This is a genomic window from Bradyrhizobium sp. HKCCYLRH3073, from assembly GCF_051167995.1.
In the GTDB taxonomy this organism is placed as follows: domain Bacteria; phylum Pseudomonadota; class Alphaproteobacteria; order Rhizobiales; family Xanthobacteraceae; genus Bradyrhizobium.
On record NZ_JBNPUD010000002.1, the window covers coordinates 462,008 to 480,701 of the forward strand.

Annotated in this window: 14 protein-coding genes; 5 read left to right on the forward strand and 9 right to left on the reverse strand. The window is 66.4% G+C overall.

The window, feature by feature from the left end:
- Positions 1–159: 159 nt before the first annotated feature.
- The 5 genes from ACQR1X_RS06010 to metF all read right to left on the reverse strand — a co-directional run bounded on the left by ACQR1X_RS06010 (position 160) and on the right by metF (position 8,152).
- Positions 160–1,182, reverse strand: a complete 1,023-nt coding sequence (locus ACQR1X_RS06010) for an HlyD family secretion protein (protein WP_434898506.1) — start codon at positions 1,180–1,182, stop codon at positions 160–162.
- Positions 1,179–1,898: an ABC transporter ATP-binding protein gene (locus ACQR1X_RS06015; protein ID WP_315805754.1), complete on the reverse strand. Its 720-nt coding sequence runs from the start codon at positions 1,896–1,898 to the stop codon at positions 1,179–1,181. The genes ACQR1X_RS06010 and ACQR1X_RS06015 overlap by 4 nt, the downstream gene beginning before the upstream one ends.
- Positions 1,895–3,028, reverse strand: coding sequence for an ABC transporter permease (locus tag ACQR1X_RS06020; protein ID WP_434898507.1), 1,134 nt, complete (start codon positions 3,026–3,028; stop codon positions 1,895–1,897). The genes ACQR1X_RS06015 and ACQR1X_RS06020 overlap by 4 nt, the downstream gene beginning before the upstream one ends.
- Before the next feature lie 337 nt (positions 3,029–3,365).
- Positions 3,366–7,235, reverse strand: a complete 3,870-nt coding sequence (metH, locus tag ACQR1X_RS06025) for a methionine synthase (protein ID WP_434894970.1) — start codon at positions 7,233–7,235, stop codon at positions 3,366–3,368.
- A complete protein-coding gene (gene metF, locus ACQR1X_RS06030) occupies positions 7,235–8,152 on the reverse strand; it encodes a methylenetetrahydrofolate reductase [NAD(P)H] (protein WP_315805757.1) in 918 nt (305 codons plus the stop codon). Before metF ends, metH begins: the two co-directional genes overlap by 1 nt.
- Positions 8,153–8,524: 372 nt before the next feature.
- Between metF and ACQR1X_RS06035 the strand changes: the two genes are divergently transcribed.
- On the forward strand, positions 8,525–9,544 hold the full coding sequence (locus ACQR1X_RS06035; protein WP_315805758.1) for an LLM class flavin-dependent oxidoreductase: 1,020 nt from the start codon (positions 8,525–8,527) through the stop codon (positions 9,542–9,544).
- Between the two features lie 17 nt (positions 9,545–9,561).
- On the opposite strand, the gene ACQR1X_RS06040 is transcribed toward ACQR1X_RS06035, so the two are convergent.
- Together ACQR1X_RS06040 and ACQR1X_RS06045 are read right to left on the reverse strand one after the other, a co-directional pair.
- Complete coding sequence (locus ACQR1X_RS06040) at positions 9,562–10,227, reverse strand: NAD(P)-dependent oxidoreductase (protein WP_315805759.1); 666 nt, start codon at positions 10,225–10,227, stop codon at positions 9,562–9,564.
- A gap of 68 nt (positions 10,228–10,295) precedes the next feature.
- Positions 10,296–11,165, reverse strand: coding sequence for an SDR family oxidoreductase (locus ACQR1X_RS06045; protein ID WP_434894971.1), 870 nt, complete (start codon positions 11,163–11,165; stop codon positions 10,296–10,298).
- A 102-nt stretch (positions 11,166–11,267) separates the two neighbouring features.
- On the opposite strand from ACQR1X_RS06045, the gene ACQR1X_RS06050 reads away from it, so the two are divergent.
- Positions 11,268–12,158, forward strand: coding sequence for a LysR family transcriptional regulator (locus tag ACQR1X_RS06050; protein WP_434898508.1), 891 nt, complete (start codon positions 11,268–11,270; stop codon positions 12,156–12,158).
- 7 nt (positions 12,159–12,165) lie between these two features.
- On the opposite strand, the gene ACQR1X_RS06055 is transcribed toward ACQR1X_RS06050, so the two are convergent.
- Complete coding sequence (locus ACQR1X_RS06055; RefSeq protein ID WP_315805762.1) at positions 12,166–13,026, reverse strand: prephenate dehydratase; 861 nt, start codon at positions 13,024–13,026, stop codon at positions 12,166–12,168.
- Positions 13,027–13,059: 33 nt separating this feature from the next.
- Complete coding sequence (locus tag ACQR1X_RS06060) at positions 13,060–13,800, reverse strand: 3-deoxy-manno-octulosonate cytidylyltransferase (protein WP_315805763.1); 741 nt, start codon at positions 13,798–13,800, stop codon at positions 13,060–13,062.
- Positions 13,801–14,050: 250 nt separating this feature from the next.
- Between ACQR1X_RS06060 and ACQR1X_RS06065 the strand changes: the two genes are divergently transcribed.
- The 3 genes from ACQR1X_RS06065 to ACQR1X_RS06075 all read left to right on the forward strand — a co-directional run bounded on the left by ACQR1X_RS06065 (position 14,051) and on the right by ACQR1X_RS06075 (position 18,691).
- On the forward strand, positions 14,051–14,599 hold the full coding sequence (locus ACQR1X_RS06065) for a c-type cytochrome (RefSeq protein ID WP_316177215.1): 549 nt from the start codon (positions 14,051–14,053) through the stop codon (positions 14,597–14,599).
- Positions 14,600–14,972: 373 nt separating this feature from the next.
- Positions 14,973–16,817, forward strand: coding sequence for an extracellular solute-binding protein (locus ACQR1X_RS06070; protein ID WP_434898604.1), 1,845 nt, complete (start codon positions 14,973–14,975; stop codon positions 16,815–16,817).
- Positions 16,814–18,691 (forward strand): extracellular solute-binding protein, encoded by a 1,878-nt coding sequence (locus tag ACQR1X_RS06075; protein ID WP_434898509.1) that lies wholly within the window; start codon positions 16,814–16,816, stop codon positions 18,689–18,691. Before ACQR1X_RS06070 ends, ACQR1X_RS06075 begins: the two co-directional genes overlap by 4 nt.
- The last annotated feature ends 3 nt before the right edge of the window (positions 18,692–18,694 follow it).

The following is an 18,694-nucleotide window of genomic DNA, read 5'->3' on the forward strand; positions in this document are numbered from 1 at the left end:
ACCTGCACCCCCTCACCCGGATTGCATCTGGCGATGCAATCCGACCTCTCCCCGCAAGCGGGGCGAGGTGCACCGCGCCAGCGGCGAGAGATGTTCTCACCTCAGCCCGCCAAGAGAAGCTGTGCAGCCAGGCGCGGAGCGCAGTCGAGCCACCAGCCCTCACGGCCTGAAATACACGTCCACCTTCATGCCCACCGCGAACGGACCCGGCTCGGCGAGATCGACCAGCACTTCCACCACGTCGACATCGGTCATGTTGCGCTGGCTGAGCGCAGCCGTGCGGCTGCTCTCGACCAGCGGGGCGATGGCGGCGACCTTGCCGGCCACGTCGCGGCCGCGGAAGGCGTCGGAGCGGACCACGGCCTGCTGGCCGACCTTGATCTTGTCGAGGTCGCGCTGGTCGAGCTCGGCGCGCACGCGCAGCGAGGACGTATCGCCGAGCAGCACCAGCGGTGGCGTTGTCTGCGGCGAAGCGATCTCGCCGGTGCGCGCATTGACCTGCAGCACCGCGCCGTCGAGCGGCGCGCGGATGGTGAGCTTTTCCAACGTGGCGCGGGCGCCCTGCAGATCGCTGCGGGCAATGTTGAGCTGGCCCTCGGCGCTGACCGGCAGCGGCGCATCCGCGGTGACCTTGCGCAGTTCGTCGGCCTGCTGCTCCAGCTTCGCCTGCGCGGCTGTCAGTTGCGTGCGTGCGGTGTCGACATCGGCATCGGCGCCGCGCCCGGCGCGCCGCTCGGCCACGGCCTTGTCGAGCGCAACACGCGCGTCGAACACCGCCGCCTGCGCATCGGCGAGGCCGTCTTCGGCGCGGCGCCGCGGACCCGCGCCAGACGGCGTCGACTCCTTGTTGCGCACGCGCTTGCGCATCGCGACCTGCGCCTCGGCGCTGGCGAGCTGCGCGCGGGCTTCGGCGTCGCCGAGCCGCACCAGCGCCTGGCCGGCGAACACGGTCTCGTTCGGCTTGACCAGCACCTCCTGGATCGGCCCGACCACAGGCGCGCCAAGCTTGATCAGGCCGGATGCCGGCTCGACCCGGCCGGGTGCGACGGCCAGCCAGCGTTCCTCCTGGGCATTGGCGGCGCGCGCTGTCGGTGGAATCGAGGTCGGCGTGACGATGATCGCCAATGCAGCCGCGGCGACGAGCCCGAGCAGGTGAGCGCGTTCTGGAATTCCCGATATCATGCGTGCGAGACTTTCTTCATGGACTCGCCGCCGCTCTCCTCGCGGACGATGCGGCCGTCCTCGATGTGGATGACGCGATTGGCAAACGGCAGAATGCGCGGATCGTGCGTCACCACCAGCACCGCGCGCGACGGATCCCTGGCGATATCGGCGAGCAGGGTCATGATCGCCTGGCCGTTGGCGGTATCGAGTGCGCCGGTCGGCTCGTCGGCGAGAATGACCTGCGTCTTGCCGACGATGGCGCGGGCGATCGCGACGCGCTGCTGCTCGCCGCCCGAGAGCTGGCGCGGGAACGACCGCTTCTTCGGGCCGAGGCCGACCCTGTCGAGCACCTCGCGCGCCGCCTTCTTCGCCGCCCGCGCGCGCTCGCCGCGTACGTCGAGCGCGAGCCGGACGTTGTCCTCGGCGTTCAGCGTCGGAAACAGATGATAGGATTGGAAGATGAAGCCGATGCGCTCGCGGCGCAGCTTCGCCAGCGCCTCGGGATCGAGCCCCGCGACCGGCTGGCTGGCAACCCGCACGGTTCCGCCATCCGGCGTCATCAGGCAGCCCAGGATCGACAGCAGCGTCGTCTTGCCGCTGCCCGAGGGACCCATCAGCAGCGCCAGCTCGCCGCCCTTCAGCGACAGGCTCACGCCCTTCAGCGCCTGCACCCGGCCGGCCCCCTGGCCGAGGTGATGCACGAGATCGGTGGCCTCGAGCACGGTCTCGGTCATCGCGAGAACACCAGCGTCGGATCGATGCGCATGACCTTGAGGATCGCCGCGATCGCCGAGCCGATGCACATCGTCACCGTCAGCACGAACAGCGCGACCGTCAGCGCCGGCGTCATGATGACCGGCAGCGCCGATTCCGCCGTCGCCGCCGCCACGATCTTGCCGATGCCGGCGGCTCCGGCGAAGCCGACGATGGCGCTGAGCAGCGCCTGCCAGATGATGACGGTGTAGATGTAGCGGCTGGTCGAGCCGATCGCGCGCAGCGTCGCGAACTCGTTGATATGATCCTTTGTGCTGGAATAGAGCGTCTGCGCCACGATCACGGTGCCGACGATCAGTCCCAGCAGCGCGCCGGCGAACAGCGCCGCGCCGGCGCCGGTGCCGAACAGCCAGAACGAGCGGCTGCGGCTGCGGAACTCGGCTGCGGTCAGCACGTCGACGTTTCCGAGATTGCCGCGCAGCGCCTGCTGCACCGTGCCGAGATCGGCATCGGGCGTCAGCTTCACCAGCAGATAGGACGCCTTGTTCGGCGCGATGCCGGTATAGGTCCGCGCGCGCTCCACGTCGGTAAAAACGTAAGGCGTCGTCGTGAACGAGCGGATGCCCTTGGTCACCGCCATCACCTGCACCTTGTGATCGCGCAGCTCCGCGGCCTGCTCGACGCCGGTGATGCCGAGCCGCTCGAAATAGGTCCGGTCGATCGCAACCGCGCCCGGCACCGACAGGTCGTCCAGCCGTCCCTCCACCACGTTCCAGGGATGCAGCCCGAGTCCGCGCAGCTCCGAGCCGACCACGAAGACCGGCGTCGTCGTGCCCTGCGGCAGCCGCCATTGCGCATAGCCGATCACCAGCGGCGTCGCCTCCGCCACGCCGGGAACCGCAAGCGCGCGAAACCGCTGCCGCTCGTCGAGCAGCGAGGGGTCCTCGAAGCATTTGGTGCCGACTGGCATGATCCACAGCTCGGCCGGGGAGTGGTCGATCATGGTCGTGACCATCCGGCGGAAGCCGACATAGAGACCCATCTGCACGGTCACCAGCACGATCGAGAAGATGATGCCGATGATGGTCGCGATGAAGCGCAGCCTGTCATGGAACAGGTTTCGCGACGCAAGCCTGAACTGCAACGACATGAACCAAAACCACCCGAAGGCCCCGGGCCTATTTCAGCCGGTTACGGCGGCGATGTCCACGCCGCATCGGCTGGCGGCGACTGTGGCGCCTTGTCATTCGGAGCGGTCGTGGCGCCGGAGACACGGAGGATGGCTCCAACCCTCGGTGTCGCGAACGCCGATGAGAGGCGAGAGCCGTCCGCCACCACGAGGTGTCGTCCCGGCGAACGCAGGGACCCATAACCCCGGAAAGTTGTTGGTGAGCTCGGTCTCCGCCATCGCGTACGACCGATACATCACGCGGTATGGGTCCCCGCGTTCGCCGGGACGACAGTTGTGGGCGTGGTGACTGCGCCGGCTACTTCGCGCCGACCGCCTTCTTGCGCCAGGCCAGATGCACGGCGCAGGTGCAGCCGGCCGGATGACTGGCGAGCTCCGCGGGCGCGGCGTCGTTGGCTGCTGCGGGAGCGGGCGCAGCGGTTGCGCGAGGCGTCTCTGCCTGCTGGCCGCCCCTCGCCGGGATGTAGTTCAGGATCGGCGCCAGCCAGCGCTCGACCTCGGTCACCGTCATGCCCTTGCGCGCGGCGTAGTCCTCGACCTGGTCGCGCTCGATCTTGCCGACGCCGAAGTAGAAGCTCTCCGGCGAGGCGAAATAGAGGCCCGAGACCGACGAGCCCGGCCACATCGCAAAGCTCTCGGTCAAGCGGACGCCGGCATTCTTCTCGGCATCGAGCAGCTCGAACAAGGTCGCCTTCTCGGTGTGGTCGGGCTGCGCCGGATAGCCGGGGGCCGGGCGGATGCCCTGATACTTCTCCAGGATCAGGTCATCGGCGGAGAGCGCCTCGTCCGGGGCGTAGGCCCAGAACTCGCGGCGGACGCGGGCATGCAGGCGTTCGGCAAAGGCTTCGGCGAGGCGGTCGGCCAGTGCCTTGACCAGGATCGAGGAGTAGTCGTCATTGGCGTTCTTGAAGCGGTCGGCGACGGCGTCCTCGCCGAGGCCCGTCGTGACGACGAAGCCGCCGACATAGTCCGGCACGCCGGCATCCACAGGCGCGACGAAATCGGACAACGCGGTGTTGAAGCGGCCCTCGCGCTTCTCGAGTTGCTGCCGCAGCGTGTGCAGCGTCGCGATCTCCTGGGTGCGGCCGTCGTCGGCATAGAGCACGATGTCGTCGCCGACGGCGTTCGCCGGCCAGAAGCCGATCACGGCGCGCGCCGTGAACCACTTCTCGTCGACGATGCGCTCGAGCATCTTCAGCGCGTCGTCATACAGCGCCCGCGCGGCCTCGCCGACCTTGGCATCGTCGAGGATGCCAGGAAAACGACCGGCGAGCTCCCAGGTCTGGAAGAACGGAGTCCAGTCGATATAGGGCACGAGCTCGGCGAGGTCATAGTCGACGAACGTCTTGGTGCCGAGGAAGGTCGGCTTCACCGGCTTCGCCTTGGCGAAGTCGATCTTCGGCGCGTTGGCGCGGGCGTCCGCGAGCTTCAGCCGCTTCTTGTCGGCCTGGCCGCGCAGATGCGCCGCGGCGATCTTCTGATACTCGCTGCGAACCTCCGTGGCGTAGGCATCCTTGCGCTCCGGCGACAGCAGTGAGGAGGCGACGCCGACGGCGCGGCTGGCGTCGTTGACGTGAACGACCGGGCCATTCTGGTAGTTCGGATCGATCTTGACCGCAGTATGGACGCGGCTCGTCGTGGCGCCGCCGATCAGCAGCGGCACATTGAGACCCTGGCGCTCCAGCTCGGACGCCAGATAGGCCATCTCGTCGAGCGAAGGCGTGATCAGGCCGGACAGGCCGACGATGTCGGCGTTCTCGGCCTTCGCCGTCTCGATGATCCTGGCCGCGGGCACCATGACGCCGAGGTCGATGACCTCGAAATTGTTGCACTGGAGCACGATGCCGACGATGTTCTTGCCGATGTCGTGCACGTCGCCCTTGACGGTGGCGAGCACGATCTTGCCGGCGTTGGAGCGCTCATTGCCGCGGCCCTTGTTGGCGGCCTTCTCCGCCTCCATGAACGGCATCAGATAGGCCACCGCCTGCTTCATCACGCGCGCCGACTTCACCACCTGCGGCAGGAACATCTTGCCGTCGCCGAAGAGGTCGCCGACCACGTTCATGCCGGCCATCAGCGGGCCTTCGATGACGTCGAGCGGCCGGCTCGCGGCGGCGCGGGCCTCTTCGGTGTCCACATCGATGAACTCGGTGATCCCGTGCACCAGCGCATGGCTCAGCCGCTTGTCGACCGGCCATTCGCGCCAGGCGAGATCGGCCTCCTTGGTCTGCTTGCCCTGGCCGCGGAATTTCTCCGCCAGTGCCAGCAGCCGCTCGGAGGCGCCGGGGTCGCGGTTGAGCACGACGTCCTCGCACACCTGGCGCAGCTCCGGATCGATGTCGTCATACACGATCATCTGACCGGCATTGACGATGCCCATGTCCATGCCCGCCTTGATGGCGTGATACAGGAACACCGAATGCATGGCTTCGCGCACCGGCTCGTTGCCCCGGAACGAGAAGGAGAGATTGGAGACGCCGCCCGAGACATGCGCATGCGGCAGGTTCGAGCGGATCCAGCGTGTCGCTTCGATGAAGTCGACGCCGTAATTGTTGTGTTCCTCGAGTCCGGTGGCGATCGCAAAGATGTTCGGATCGAAGATGATGTCCTCGGGCGGAAAGCCGATCTGCTCGACCAGGATCTCGTAGGCGCGGGCGCAGATCTCGGTCTTACGCTGGTAGGTATCCGCCTGGCCGGTCTCGTCGAATGCCATCACCACGACGGCGGCGCCGTGCCGGCGCGCGATCTTGGCCTCGTGAATGAACTTCTCCTCGCCCTCCTTGAGCGAGATCGAGTTCACCACCGGCTTGCCCTGCACGCATTTCAGGCCGGCCTCGATGACGTGGAATTTCGAGGAGTCGACCATCACGGGCACGCGGGCGATGTCCGGCTCGGCGGCGACGAGGTTGAGGAAGGTCCGCATCGCGGCTTCCGAATCGAGCAGGCCCTCGTCCATGTTGACGTCGATGACCTGGGCGCCGTTCTCGACCTGGTCGCGCGCGACCTGCAGCGCCGCGGTGTAGTCGCCGGCGGTGATCAGCTTGCGGAATTTCGCCGAGCCGGTGACGTTGGTGCGCTCGCCGACATTGACGAAGGGAATGGCGGGCGTCAGCTCGAACGGCTCCAGGCCCGACAGCCGCAGCCGCGGCGCGATCTCGGGCACGGCGCGCGGCTTGTGCGGGGCAACGGCGGCGGCGATCGCGGCGATATGGTCGGGGGTGGTGCCGCAGCAGCCGCCGACGATGTTGACGAGGCCGGCCGACGCGAACTCGCCGATCAGTCGCGCCATGTAGGCCGGCGTCTCGTCATACTGGCCGAACTCGTTGGGCAGGCCGGCATTGGGATAGGCGCAGACCAGCGTGTCGGCGACGCGGCCGATGTCGGCGACATGCGCGCGCAGATCCTCGGCGCCGAGCGCACAGTTGAAGCCGATGGTCAGCGGCTTGGCATGACGGACCGAATTCCAGAACGCCTCCGGCATCTGGCCCGAGAGCAGGCGGCCGGACTTGTCGGTAATGGTGCCCGAGATCATCACGGGCACGTCGATGCCGCGCTCCTCGCAGAGCTCGGCGATGGCGTACAGCGCCGCCTTGGCGTTGAGCGTGTCGAAGATGGTCTCGAGCAGCAGGATGTCGGCGCCGCCATCCAAGAGCCCGCGCGCCTGCTCGCCATAGGCGAGCCGGAGATCGTCGAAGGTCACGGCGCGGTAGCCGGGGTTCGACACGTCAGGCGAGATCGAGGCGGTGCGGTTGGTCGGACCCATCGCGCCGGCAACGAAGCGCTGTTTGCCGTCCTCGGCGGCGACGCGGGTCGCCGCATTGCGCGCGAGCCGGGCGCCCTCGCGGTTGAGCTCGTAGATGATGTCGGAGAGGTCGTAATCGGCCTGCGCGATCGAGGTCGCCGAGAACGTATTGGTGGCGACGATATCGGCCCCGGCGCGCAGATATTGCGCGTGGATGTCCTCGATGGCGTCGGGCTGGGTGAGGATCAGCAGGTCGTTGTTGCCGCGGAGGTCACGATGGAAGTCGCGGAACCGCTCGCTGCGGAAGGCGGCCTCGTCGAGCTGCAGCGCCTGGATCATCGTGCCCATGGCGCCGTCGAGAATCAGGATGCGCTCGCGGGCAGCGGCAAGGAAGGCGGTACGCGCTGGAGATACAGGGGCGGACATCAGGCGGCAGCCTTGTTGGCGGACTTCGGACGGATGCCGAGCAGATGGCTGATCGCGAACACGAGGTCGGCGCGGTTCATGGTGTAGAAATGGAAGGTGTCGACGCCATGCTTGGCGAGCTTTTGCACCTGGCCTGCGGCGACGGTCGCCGCGACCAGCTTGCGGGTCTCGGGATCGTCGTCGAGACCGTCGAATTTTTCGGCCAGCCAGTCCGGCACCGTCGTGCCGGCGCGGGTCACGAAGCCGCGCGCCTGCTTGAAATTGTGCATCGGCATGATGCCGGGCACGATCGGGATCGTGATGCCGCGGGCGCGGACACGGTCGAGGTATCGGAAGTAGAGATCGTTGTCGAAGAACACCTGGGTGATGGCGCGGGTGGCGCCGGCGTCAACCTTGGCCTTGAGCATGTCGATGTCGGCGTCGAAGTCGCGGCTCTCGGGGTGCTTCTCCGGATAGGCCGAGACCGAGACCTCGATATCGGGATGGCGCTTCTTGATGCCGGCGATCAGCTCGGGCGAGCTCTGATAGCCTTCGGCATGGGTGTAGTAGGGCGTGCCGATGCCGCCGGGCGGATCGCCGCGCAGCGCCACAATGTGGCGGACGCCGACCTCGTGATAGCGGTCGACGACCTCGTCGATCTCGTGGCGCGAAGCGCCGACGCAGGTGAGATGCGCCGCCGGCAGCAGCGCGGTTTCCTTCAGGATGCGCGCGATCGTGGCGTGGGTGCGCTCGCGCGTCGAGCCGCCGGCACCATAGGTCACCGAGACGAAGCTCGGCTCCAGCGGGGCGAGGCGCTCGATCGAGGCCCACAGCGTCCGGTCCATCTCCTCGGTCTTCGGCGGGAAGAACTCGAACGAGATCTTCGGCCGGGGAATCGCGGTGTGGCCGTCGGCAATGGCGGTGGCGAGGTCGGTCATGGCAACGCAGGTTCCGGCTGGGGCGTAAATTTCAACTCAAGAGGGGATCGGCCTCTGGATGTGCCAAGATAAGGGAAGGGCGCTGCAATAAACAGCCCACCAGAAATGGGATTTGGCCCACTGATATGGCAAGAAGCGGATTTTTGAGGAGCTATTGGAAATGCAAAGTGGGACGATAAAGGTAAACAATATCAAAGGTTATCGATTATGGCGAAGGGGTTTTTATCAATTCTGAATGTGGGATAGTTTGGTTTCGTTGATGTATACAATCGTATTGTCCCAACATTAGGTCCAGCCATCCACTGCATTTCCGGCAGGTCACCATCGCTTCCAGCCCATTGTGGCGCGCCTCGCAGTCATTAGGTTGAAGCCATGATCCCGATTTCAGTCCTCGACCTCTCCGTCACCACCACCGCCACGCCGGCGTCAGTGGCGCTGCGTAACAGCATCGACCTGGCCCGTCACGTCGATCAGCTCGGCTACGTCCGCTACTGGCTGGCCGAGCACCACAGCCTGCCGTCGGTGGCGAGCCCGTCGCCCGACATCATGATTGGGCAGATCGCGGCAGCGACGCAGCACATCCGCGTCGGCTCCGGCGGCGTGATGCTGCCCAACCATGCGCCGCTGGTGGTCGCGGAGCGCTTCAAGATGCTGGAGGCACTGTTTCCCGGCCGGATCGATCTCGGCCTGGGCCGCGCGCCCGGCACCGACGGCACCACGGCCTATGCGCTGCGCAGCCGGCTCGACCGTCGTGAGGGCGATGACTTCCTGGAGCGGCTGCATGAGCTGATGCTGTGGGAGACCCGCGAGTTCCCCGCCGGCCATCCCTACAACAACGTGATCGCCATGCCCGATGATGCGCCGCTGCCGCCGATCTGGCTGCTCGGCTCCAGCGACTATTCCAGCGAGCTGGCGGCGCAGCTCGGCATGGGGTTCGGCTTCGCGCATCATTTCGCGAGCCACGATGCCGTGGATGCGATGCGGACCTACCGCGCGCATTTCACACCGTCGCGCTGGCGCTCGCAGCCGCATGCGATCCTGGCAGTCGCAGTGGTGACAGCCGAGACCGACGCCGAGGCCGAGCGGCTGGCGTCGTCGATGGACCTCAACCGCTTGCGGCGCGACCGCGGCCAGTTCCTGCCGCTGCCGAGCCCGGAGGAAGCGGCGGCGTACATGTATACAGACGCGGACCGGGCCTCGATCGCGCGCAACCGCTCGCGGCTGTTCGTGGGCGCGCCGGCGACGGTGCGGGCCAAGCTCGATCCGATGATCGCAGCGAGCCAGGCCGACGAGCTGATGGTGATCACCGCGATCTACGATCACGACGCCCGCAAGCGCTCCTACAGCCTGCTCGCCGACGCCTTCGGCCTCGAGCGGAAGGCGGCGGCATAAGCAGGACGGCGCTGGTCTCACCATGTGATCAGCGGCGCGCGATGCAGAAAGCTGTCGTCGCTCACCTGGTCCACCACGAAGCGCGCGACGTCGGCCCGCGCAATCGTGCCGCCGTGAAAGCCGGCGAGATCCGTCAGTGCACGCAGCTTCTGCCCGCCAGGCTTGTCGTTCAGCATGGCGGGGCGAACGATGAGCCAATCGAGCCCGCTGTCGCGAATGACGGCCTCCTGCCGGTTCTTGTCCGCGTAGACGTTGCGCAGCAGCAGCGGCAGGATCAGCCGGTCGTAGACGAAGCCGCCATGGCCGCGGCTGTCGCCGGCGCCGATGCCGGTGATGGCGACCAGACGCGCGACATGCTCGGCCTTCATCGCGTTGACGAGCGCGCGCGTCGAGGTCGAGAGGGTCGTGACCTCGCGGAACGGACTGAGCGGTGTGCCCAGTGAGCTGATCACGGCGTTCTGTCCCTTGAGCGCCTTGCGCAGCGTAGCTTCGTCGCGGGCATCGCCGACGATCAATTGCGCGCCTTGCAGATCCCCGGCCCTCTCCGGCGAGCGCACCAGCGCGGTGACGTGATGGCCGCGCGCCAGCGCGTCGCGCACGATCAGCCGTCCGGTGCCGCCGGTCGCGCCGAGCACGAGGATGTTGGGCTTCATGGTGACGCCATCGTTCGTTTGATTGGTCATGATGACCTCCTTGGATTGCGCGGGACGCTCTCATGGAGACGTCCCGCAGACGCATGGGGTGTGTGCCGTCAGGCGACGGTCGCGCTCTCGGCGACGAAGTCGCGATAGGAGCGCAAGGGGCGGCCGAGCAGCGCGGTCAGGCGGGCGACGTCGCCATCGTCCGGCACCATGCCGTCGGTCTGAAAGCGCTCGCTCATCAGCCGCATGTCGAACGCCATCCAGCTCGGCATGAGCTGCCGCAGGTTGGTCTCGAAGCCCGCGGTGTTGTCGCCGCCATAGCCGATCGGACGCCCCAGCACCTCGGACCAGACAGCGGCGGCATCGGCGCCGTTCAGCGTGTCGGGGCCGACAAGGTTGATCCGCGTCAGCGGCAGCGGCGTCGAGGACTGCTCGCGGCGGATCAGCTCGATGGCCGCGATCTCGCCGATGTCACGGGCATCGATCATGGCGAGGCCTTTGCTGCCGATCGGCATCGGGTACACGCCGTAGCCGCGCACGACGTCCCTGATCGTGAGATCGTTGTTCATGAAGTAGGCCGGCCGCAGGATGGTGGCGTTGAGGCCCATCTGCTCGATCATCCGCTCGACGGCGAATTTGCCGGCGAAGTGCGGCACGTTGACGTAGACGTCGCTGTGGATCACCGAGAGATAGACGATCCGCTCGATGCCGGCCTCGCGAGCGATGTTGAGCGCGACCAGCGCCTGGGTGAATTCGTCTGATGTGACGGCGTTGAGCAGAAACAGCGTCGAGACGCCAGAGAACGCGCCGCGGAGCGAATCGATGTCGAGCAGGTCGCCTTGGGCGATCTGAACGCCCGCTGGAAAGTTGGCCTTGGCGGGATCGCGGACGAGGGCGCGGACATCGGCGCCGCGCTTGACGAGCTGTTCGACGACGCGGCGGCCGACATTTCCAGTGGCGCCGGTCACGAGGATGGTCATGGGGATCACTCCGGGTTGGTTGTTGGGACACCCGGAAGATATCGATCCACACGCGAGCCAATAGACGCTATATCTGGACAGGTCGTCTCACTGGTGGAACGGATGGATCTGCTTGCGCTCGCCGATTTCAACCTCGTCGCCCGCCACGGCGGCTTCGGCCGTGCCGCCCGCGCCAGCGGTCGTCCCAAGGCAACGCTGTCCCGCCGGGTCGGCGAGCTGGAAGCGAGCCTGGATCTCAGGCTCATCGAGCGCGGCGGACGCGCGCTGAAGCTGACCGAGGAGGGGCGGGCGCTGTTCGAGCGCGCGGGGGCGCTGCTGACCGAGCTCGACGAGACGGTCGCCGCCATTTCCTCCGGCGGCGACAAGCCGCGCGGCCGGTTGCGGATCAGTGCGCCGCTGCTGTTCTCGCAGACCGCGATGGGCAAGCTCGCCGCCGCGTTCGCGCTCCGATATCCCGAGGTCCGGCTGGACGTGACCACCGACGACCGCACCGTCGACATGGTCGAGGAAGGCTATGACCTGGTGATCCGGGTCAATCCCGATCCCGATGAAAGCCTGGTTGGACGCATCTTCCTGCGCGACCGACTGGTGGTCGTGGCGAGCCCAGGCCTGACGCGGCCGGCGGATCACGCCGTCGTTCCAGCGGTCGTGCGCGGCAGCGATCAGAACGCAGTCTGGGAGGTGAAAGCGCCGGCGGCACGATCGCGCATCGCGTTCGCCCCCATCCTTCGCCTGTCGTCGCTGATCATGGTTCGCGATGCGGTCCGCGCGGGCGTCGGCGCTGCGTGCCTGCCGCTGTCGCTCGTCAGCCACGATCTGGCGGCCGGCCGGCTGGCGCATTGGGGCGATCTGGACGCGCCCGCGATTGCGCTATGGACGCTCTATCCGTCACGCCGGCTGCTGAGCGCGCGCGTCTCCGCCTTCCTCGAGCATCTGAAGGAGGCGTTCCCGACGGGAACGCCCGCTGAGCTGGCGGCCTATATCGAAGCGTGAGCCCCGATCACTCCATCCGCTCGCTGAACGTCGCGCGGAACGGATGCGCCGGATAGACGCCGACGATGCGCAGCTCGCGCGAGAAGAACTTCAGCTCCTCCAGCGCGAAGGCCAGCCCCTTGTCGTTGGGATGGCCGTCGACGTCGGCGTAGAACTGCGTCGCGAAGAAGTTGCCGTCGACCATGTAGCTCTCGAGCTTGGTCATGTTGACGCCGTTGGTGGCGAAGCCGCCGAGCGCCTTGTACAGCGCGGCCGGCAGGTTGCGGACGCGGAACACGAAGCTCGTCACCAGCGGCCCGGAATTCTGCTCGGCCCACTGCTCCTGGCGCGCCAGCACGACGAAGCGGGTGGTGTTGTGGGCCTCGTCCTCGATGTCCTCGGCGAGGATGTCGAGGCCGTAGATCTCGGCGGCCAGCCGCGAGGCGATCGCCGCCACGCTCTTGTCGCCGCGCTGCGAGACGTCCCGCGCGCTGCCCGCGGTGTCGCCGGCCACGATCGGCCGGACGCCGAGCTGGCGGATGATGCGGCGGCACTGGCCGAGCGCGTGGACATGGCTCTCGACCGTCTTGATGTCGGCGAGCTTGGTGCCCTTCAGCGCCATCAGCTGGTGGCGCACCGGCAGGAACCATTCGCCGATGATGTAGAGGCCAGAGGCCGGCAGCAGATGGTGGATGTCGGCGACGCGGCCGGCGACCGAGTTCTCGATCGGGATCATGCCGAGATCGGCCTCGCCGGAGGAGATCGCGCTCAGCGCGTCCTCGAAGGTCGCGCAGGGCATGGCCTCGGCGGTCGGATAGGCCTCGGAGATGGCGATGTGGGAATTGGCTCCCGGCTCGCCCTGGAATGCGATTTTCAAGATCTTGCTCATGGTGGGCCTTCTAGCAGCTCGAGCCTTTGTCAATTAAGCCTTGGACAGCAGCCGGCGTGCGGTTTCGAGGTCGGCCGCGGTGTCGACGCCGCGCGGCACGGCGTCGACCACCATCACGTCGATGCGCATGCCGTCCTCCAGCGCCCGCAGCTGTTCCAGCTTCTCCTGCTGCTCCAGCGGCGATGGCGGCAGGCTGACGAAGCGCTCCAGCGCCGCCCGGCGGTAGGCGTAGAGGCCGATGTGATGGTACCTCGGTCCGTCGCCATGCGGCGCCGTGGCCCGGGTGAAATACAGCGCGCGCAGGCGCCGTCCACCGACAGGCGAGCCGACCGCCTTGACGACGTTCGGGTTGAGGCTCTCCTCCTCGGTATGGATCTGCGCGGCAAGGGTCGCGATGTCGACCGCGGGATCCTCCAGCGGCGGCAGCACGTCGCTGATGTTCTGCGGGTCGATGGTCGGGAAATCGCCCTGCAGGTTGACCACGATCTCGGCCTCGCGGGCAGGGTCGAGCTTGCACATGGCCTCGTAGATGCGGTCTGACCCCGAGGGATGATCCGGCCTGGTCATGACCACTTCGCCGCCCGCGGCAGCGACGGCCGCAGCAATCTCCGGCGTGTCCGTTGCCACGGCCACCCGGCCGATTCCCGCCTCCTGCGCGCGCCGGAGCACCTGCACGATCATCGGCTGGCCGGCGATGTCGAGCAGCGGCTTGCCGGGCAGGCGGGTCGAGGCCATGCGGGCCGGGATCAGCACGAGGATTTTGGACTTGGTCATCCGGAAAACGGCAGGTCGGAGCCGGTCGCAACAGCGCGGCCGGGCTTGATGGGGACAGCGAAAGCGGCCCGCTTATACGGGTTGCCAGAGCACGGGCAAACCGATATCTCACTTCTGCCGCAGGGGGAGGCGCGACGGCTCGATTCCGCTCGATGCCTTCACGAGTCCTTTCTCGAATCCTGGGGCGACTCACGGTCGCGGCCCCGCGGCCCCCAAGCAATGAAATCCGCCCTCGGAGCCTGATTCCAAAATGGACTCCTTCGAACTGAACAAAATCCTCGGCGCCGTCCTGGCCGCCTGTCTGGTCGTGCTGGTCACGAGCTTTTCCGCCGGCGCGCTGTTCGCGCCGAAAATGCCGGAGAAGCCGGGTTTCGAGATCGCGGTGAAGGAGGCCGAGGGCGCAGGCAAGGAAGCCGCTGCGCCGGCCGCGGCCGAGCCGATCGAGAAGCTGCTGCAGACCGCCTCGGTCGAGAAGGGCGCCGCCGCTGCCAAGAAGTGCGCGGCCTGCCACACCTTCGACAAGGGCGGCAAGAATGCCGTCGGCCCGAACCTCTACGGCATCGTCGGCGACAAGGTCGGCGAAGGCCGCGGCTTCAAATTCTCGGCAGCGATGGCGGCCAAGGGCGGCACTTGGACGATCGAGGAACTCAACCACTTCATCGCCAATCCGAAGGGTTACATCCCGGGCACCGCGATGGGGTTTGCCGGCATCCAGAAGGACTCGGAGCGCGCCGACGTGCTGGCCTATCTGAACTCGCTGTCGGACAATCCGGCGCCGCTGCCGACCGCAGCCAAGTGATCGGCTGCTGATCCCCAATTTCCGACGGCCGGGCCCCAAGCCCGGCCGTTTTGCTTTGCGGGGCGAATTTCGCCGCATTTGGGACCTTTGGTCGCATCCACCTCGTTCACAACCCGGTATCATGAGGAAAAAGCAAGGTTATTGGTCGAAACCTTGCCGTATATTGGTCCCCTGAATGGAACGGGTTCACGGGCTGGAGCACCCTGGCTGAGGCCGGCGAAACCTGCCCTTGCGAATTGGGTTACGATCGAACGTTGGATCTTTGAGCAGCAGCGGCCACGGCCGACCACCTGCTTCAAGCGGTCTTATTCAGAGGAAGTCTCATTTGACGATTACCCGACGACAGCTCCTGCAGAGCAGCGTCTTCGCTGCGATGACCCCGGCGCTCGGAACCGCCGCCAGCCTCGCCCCGCTCGACGCCGCGCAGGCGCAGGCCGGCGAGCAACTGGTCTGGCGCCACGGCCTGTCGCTGTTCGGCGAGATCAAGTACCCGGCCGACTTCAAGCGCTTCGACTACGTCAATCCCGACGCGCCCAAGGGCGGCACAGCGCGGATGATCTCGCTCGGCACCTTCGATAATTTCAACATCGTCGTGATGTATGTGAAGGGCAACATCGCCGCCGCGGCGGGGCTGGTCTACGAGACCCTGATGACGCGGTCGCAGGACGAGGTCTCGACCGAATACGGCCTGCTCGCCGAGTCGGCGGCGTATCCGGACGACTACTCCTGGGTCATCTACCGCCTGCGCAAGGAAGCGCGCTGGAACGACGGCAAGCCGGTGACGCCCGAGGACGTCATCTTCTCGCTGGACGTCCTGAAGAAGAACAGCCCGCACTATTCGTCCTATTATCGCCATGTCGTGAAGGCCGAGAAGACCGGCGATCTCGAGGTCAAGTTCACCTTCGACGGCCCGGGCAATCGCGAGCTGCCGCACATCGTCGGCGAGCTGCTGGTGCTGCCGAAGCACTGGTGGGAAGGCACCGACGCGCAGGGCCGCAAGCGCGACGTCACCGCGACGACCCTGGAGCCGCCACTCGGGTCGAGCCCGTATCGCGTCAAGGAGTTCGTGCCCGGCCGCTCGATCAAGATGGAGCGCGTCAAGGACTACTGGGGCGCCAGCCTGCCGGTCCAGATCGGCCAGAACAATTTCGACGAGCTGCAGTTCGAATATTTCCGCGACAACATCGTTGCCCTCGAAGCCTTCAAGGCCGACCAGGCCGACTGGATCAACGAGAATTCCGCCAAGCAATGGGCGACGGCCTACGACTTCCCCGCCATCAATGACAAGCGTGTGGTCAAGGACGAATTCCCGATCAGCGATTCCGGCCGCATGCAGGGCTTCGCCTTCAACCTGCGGCGTCCGCAATTCCAGGACGCGCGGCTGCGGCGTGCCTTCAACTACGCCTTCGATTTCGAGGAGATGAACAAGCAGCTGTTCTACGGCCAGTACAAGCGGATCAACAGCTATTTCGAAGGCACCGATCTGGCCTGTTCCGGGCTGCCGCAGGGCCAGGAGCTGCAGATCCTCGAGGAGCTGTGCGACAAGGTGCCGCCGGACGTGTTCACCACGGTCTACCAGGCCCCGGTGGGCGGCAATCCCGAGAACGTTCGCGCCAATCTGCGAGAGGCCACCAGGCTGCTGAAGGACGCCGGCTTCGAGATCAAGGACCGCAAGCTCGTCGATCCCGCCGGCAAGCCGGTCACGGTCGAGCTCCTGGTCCAGGACCCGTCGTCCGAGCGCATCGTGCTGTTCTACAAGCCGTCGCTGGAGCGCCTCGGCGTCGCGGTGACGGTCCGCCAGGTCGACAACGTCCAGTATGAGAACCGGGTGCGCACCTTCGACTACGACATGATCATCGATGTCTGGGGGCAGTCGCTGTCACCCGGCAACGAGCAGCGCGATTTCTGGGGCTCGAAGGCCGCCGACGAGCCCGGCTCGAAGAACACGATTGGCATCAAGAATCCCGCCGTCGACGCGCTGATCGAGAAGATCATCTACGCCAAGGATCGCGCCTCGCTGGAAGCCGCGACGCATGCGCTGGATCGGGTGCTGCTGTGGAATTTCTACGTCGTCCCGCAGTTCACCTATCCGTTTTCGCGCAGCGCGCGCTGGGACCGCTTCAGCCATTTCACGCCATTCCCGAAATATGCGCGGTCCGGCTGGCCGAATCTGTGGTGGTACGATGCCGACAAGGCCGCCAAGGTGAAGCGCTCTTGAGCCGGCTTTCTCATTTGTCGCGGCGCGGCGTGCTCGGGCTTGGGCTCGGCGCGCTCGCGGCGCCGTTGCTCACGCCGGCCAAGGCCGCGGAATTCGGCGCCGAGGCCCACGGCATGTCGGCGTTCGGCGATTTGAAATATCCCGCCGACTTCCGGCAGTTCGACTACGTCAATCCCGATGCGCCGAAGGGCGGGCTGTTCTCGCTGATCCCGTCGGTGCGCGCCTATAACCAGTCCTATCAGACGTTCAACTCCTTCAACGCTTACGTTTTGAAGGGCGAGGGCGCCCAGGGCATGGACATGACGTTCGCGACCTTGATGGTGCGCGCGAGCGACGAGCCGGACGCGGTGTATGGGCTGGTCGCGAAGTCCGTCGCGATATCAGCGGACAAGCTGAGCTATCGTTTCACGCTCCGTCCCGAGGCGTGCTTCCACGACGGCACGAAGATCACGGCACATGACGTCGCCTTCTCGCTGAACACCTTGAAGGAAAAGGGCCACCCGCTGATCGTCGTGCAGCTGCGCGACTTCATCAAGGCCGAGGCGCTCGACGATGCGACCGTCGTGGTGAGCTTCGTCGAGAAGCGCGCGCGCGACGTGCCGCTCTATGTCGTGACCCTGCCGATCTTCTCCAAGGCCTGGTACGCCAACCGCGCCTTCGACGAGAACCCGCTCGACGTGCCGCTCGGCTCCGGCCCGTACAAGGTCGGCAAATACGAGATCAACCGCTATGTCGAGTTCGAGCGCGTCAAGGACTGGTGGGCCGCCGATCTGCCGGTCAGCCGCGGCATGTATAATTTCGACATCGTCCGCTACGAGTTCTATCGCGACCGCGACGTCGCCTTCGAGGGCTTCACCGCCAAGAGCTATCTGTTCCGCGAGGAGTTCACCTCGCGCATCTGGGCGACGCGCTACGATTTCCCGGCGATCAAGGACGGCCGCGTCAAGCGCGAGCTGCTGCCGGACGAGACGCCGTCCGGCGGACAGGGCTGGTTCATCAACACCCGCCGCGACAAGTTCAAGGACCCGCGCGTCCGCCAGGCGCTGACCTACGCGTTCGACTTCGAATGGACCAACAAGACCATCATGTACGGCGCCTATGCGCGCACCGTGTCGCCGTTCCAGAACTCCGACATGGTCGCGGTCGGGCCGCCGTCGCCGGAGGAGCTGAAGCTGCTGGAGCCGTTCCGCGGCCAGGTGCCCGACGATGTCTTTGGCGAGCCCTTTGTCCCTCCCGTCTCCGATGGCTCGGGGCAGGATCGCACGCTGCTGCGCAAGGCCACGCAACTGCTGCAGCAGGCCGGCCTGCCGGTGAAGGACGGCAAGCGGCTGCTACCGAATGGCGAGGTGTTCGCGATCGAGTTCCTGATCGACGAGGTCTCGTTCAAGCCGCATCACGGCACCCTGATCAAGAACCTGCAGACGCTCGGCATCGACGCCGATCTGCGCATCGTCGACGCTGTGCAGTATCGCGCCCGCGTCGAGGATTTCGATTTCGACATCACGGTGCAGCGGTTGTCGATGTCGCCGACCCCCGGCGACAGCCTGCGGCCGTATTTCACCTCGGACGCGGCCAAGACCAAGGGCTCCTACAATCTCGGCGGCATCAGCAATCCCGCGATCGACGCGCTGGTCAACAAGGCGATTTCGGCGGAGACCCGCATCGAGCTGACCTTGGCCTGCCGGGCGCTTGATCGCGTGTTCCGCGCCGGCCACTACTGGATACCGCAATGGTATCGCCAGACCCACCCGATCGCCTATTGGGATCAGTTCAGCCACCCGCCGAAGCCGCCGAAATACGCCTCGGGCGTCGGCGCCCCCGACATCTGGTGGTACGATGCCGCCAAAGCCGCAAAGCTGGAGCAGGCGAAGTAGTTC

Coding starts and splice junctions, on each gene's coding strand:
- ACQR1X_RS06010 (WP_434898506.1), bottom strand. CDS start 1,182: ATGATATCGGGAATTCCAGAACGCGCTCACCTGCTCGGGCTCGTCGCC.
- ACQR1X_RS06015 (WP_315805754.1), bottom strand. CDS start 1,898: ATGACCGAGACCGTGCTCGAGGCCACCGATCTCGTGCATCACCTCGGC.
- ACQR1X_RS06020 (WP_434898507.1), bottom strand. CDS start 3,028: ATGTCGTTGCAGTTCAGGCTTGCGTCGCGAAACCTGTTCCATGACAGG.
- metH (WP_434894970.1), bottom strand. CDS start 7,235: ATGTCCGCCCCTGTATCTCCAGCGCGTACCGCCTTCCTTGCCGCTGCC.
- metF (WP_315805757.1), bottom strand. CDS start 8,152: ATGACCGACCTCGCCACCGCCATTGCCGACGGCCACACCGCGATTCCC.
- ACQR1X_RS06035 (WP_315805758.1), top strand. CDS start 8,525: ATGATCCCGATTTCAGTCCTCGACCTCTCCGTCACCACCACCGCCACG.
- ACQR1X_RS06040 (WP_315805759.1), bottom strand. CDS start 10,227: ATGACCAATCAAACGAACGATGGCGTCACCATGAAGCCCAACATCCTC.
- ACQR1X_RS06045 (WP_434894971.1), bottom strand. CDS start 11,165: ATGACCATCCTCGTGACCGGCGCCACTGGAAATGTCGGCCGCCGCGTC.
- ACQR1X_RS06050 (WP_434898508.1), top strand. CDS start 11,268: ATGGATCTGCTTGCGCTCGCCGATTTCAACCTCGTCGCCCGCCACGGC.
- ACQR1X_RS06055 (WP_315805762.1), bottom strand. CDS start 13,026: ATGAGCAAGATCTTGAAAATCGCATTCCAGGGCGAGCCGGGAGCCAAT.
- ACQR1X_RS06060 (WP_315805763.1), bottom strand. CDS start 13,800: ATGACCAAGTCCAAAATCCTCGTGCTGATCCCGGCCCGCATGGCCTCG.
- ACQR1X_RS06065 (WP_316177215.1), top strand. CDS start 14,051: ATGGACTCCTTCGAACTGAACAAAATCCTCGGCGCCGTCCTGGCCGCC.
- ACQR1X_RS06070 (WP_434898604.1), top strand. CDS start 14,973: ATGACCCCGGCGCTCGGAACCGCCGCCAGCCTCGCCCCGCTCGACGCC.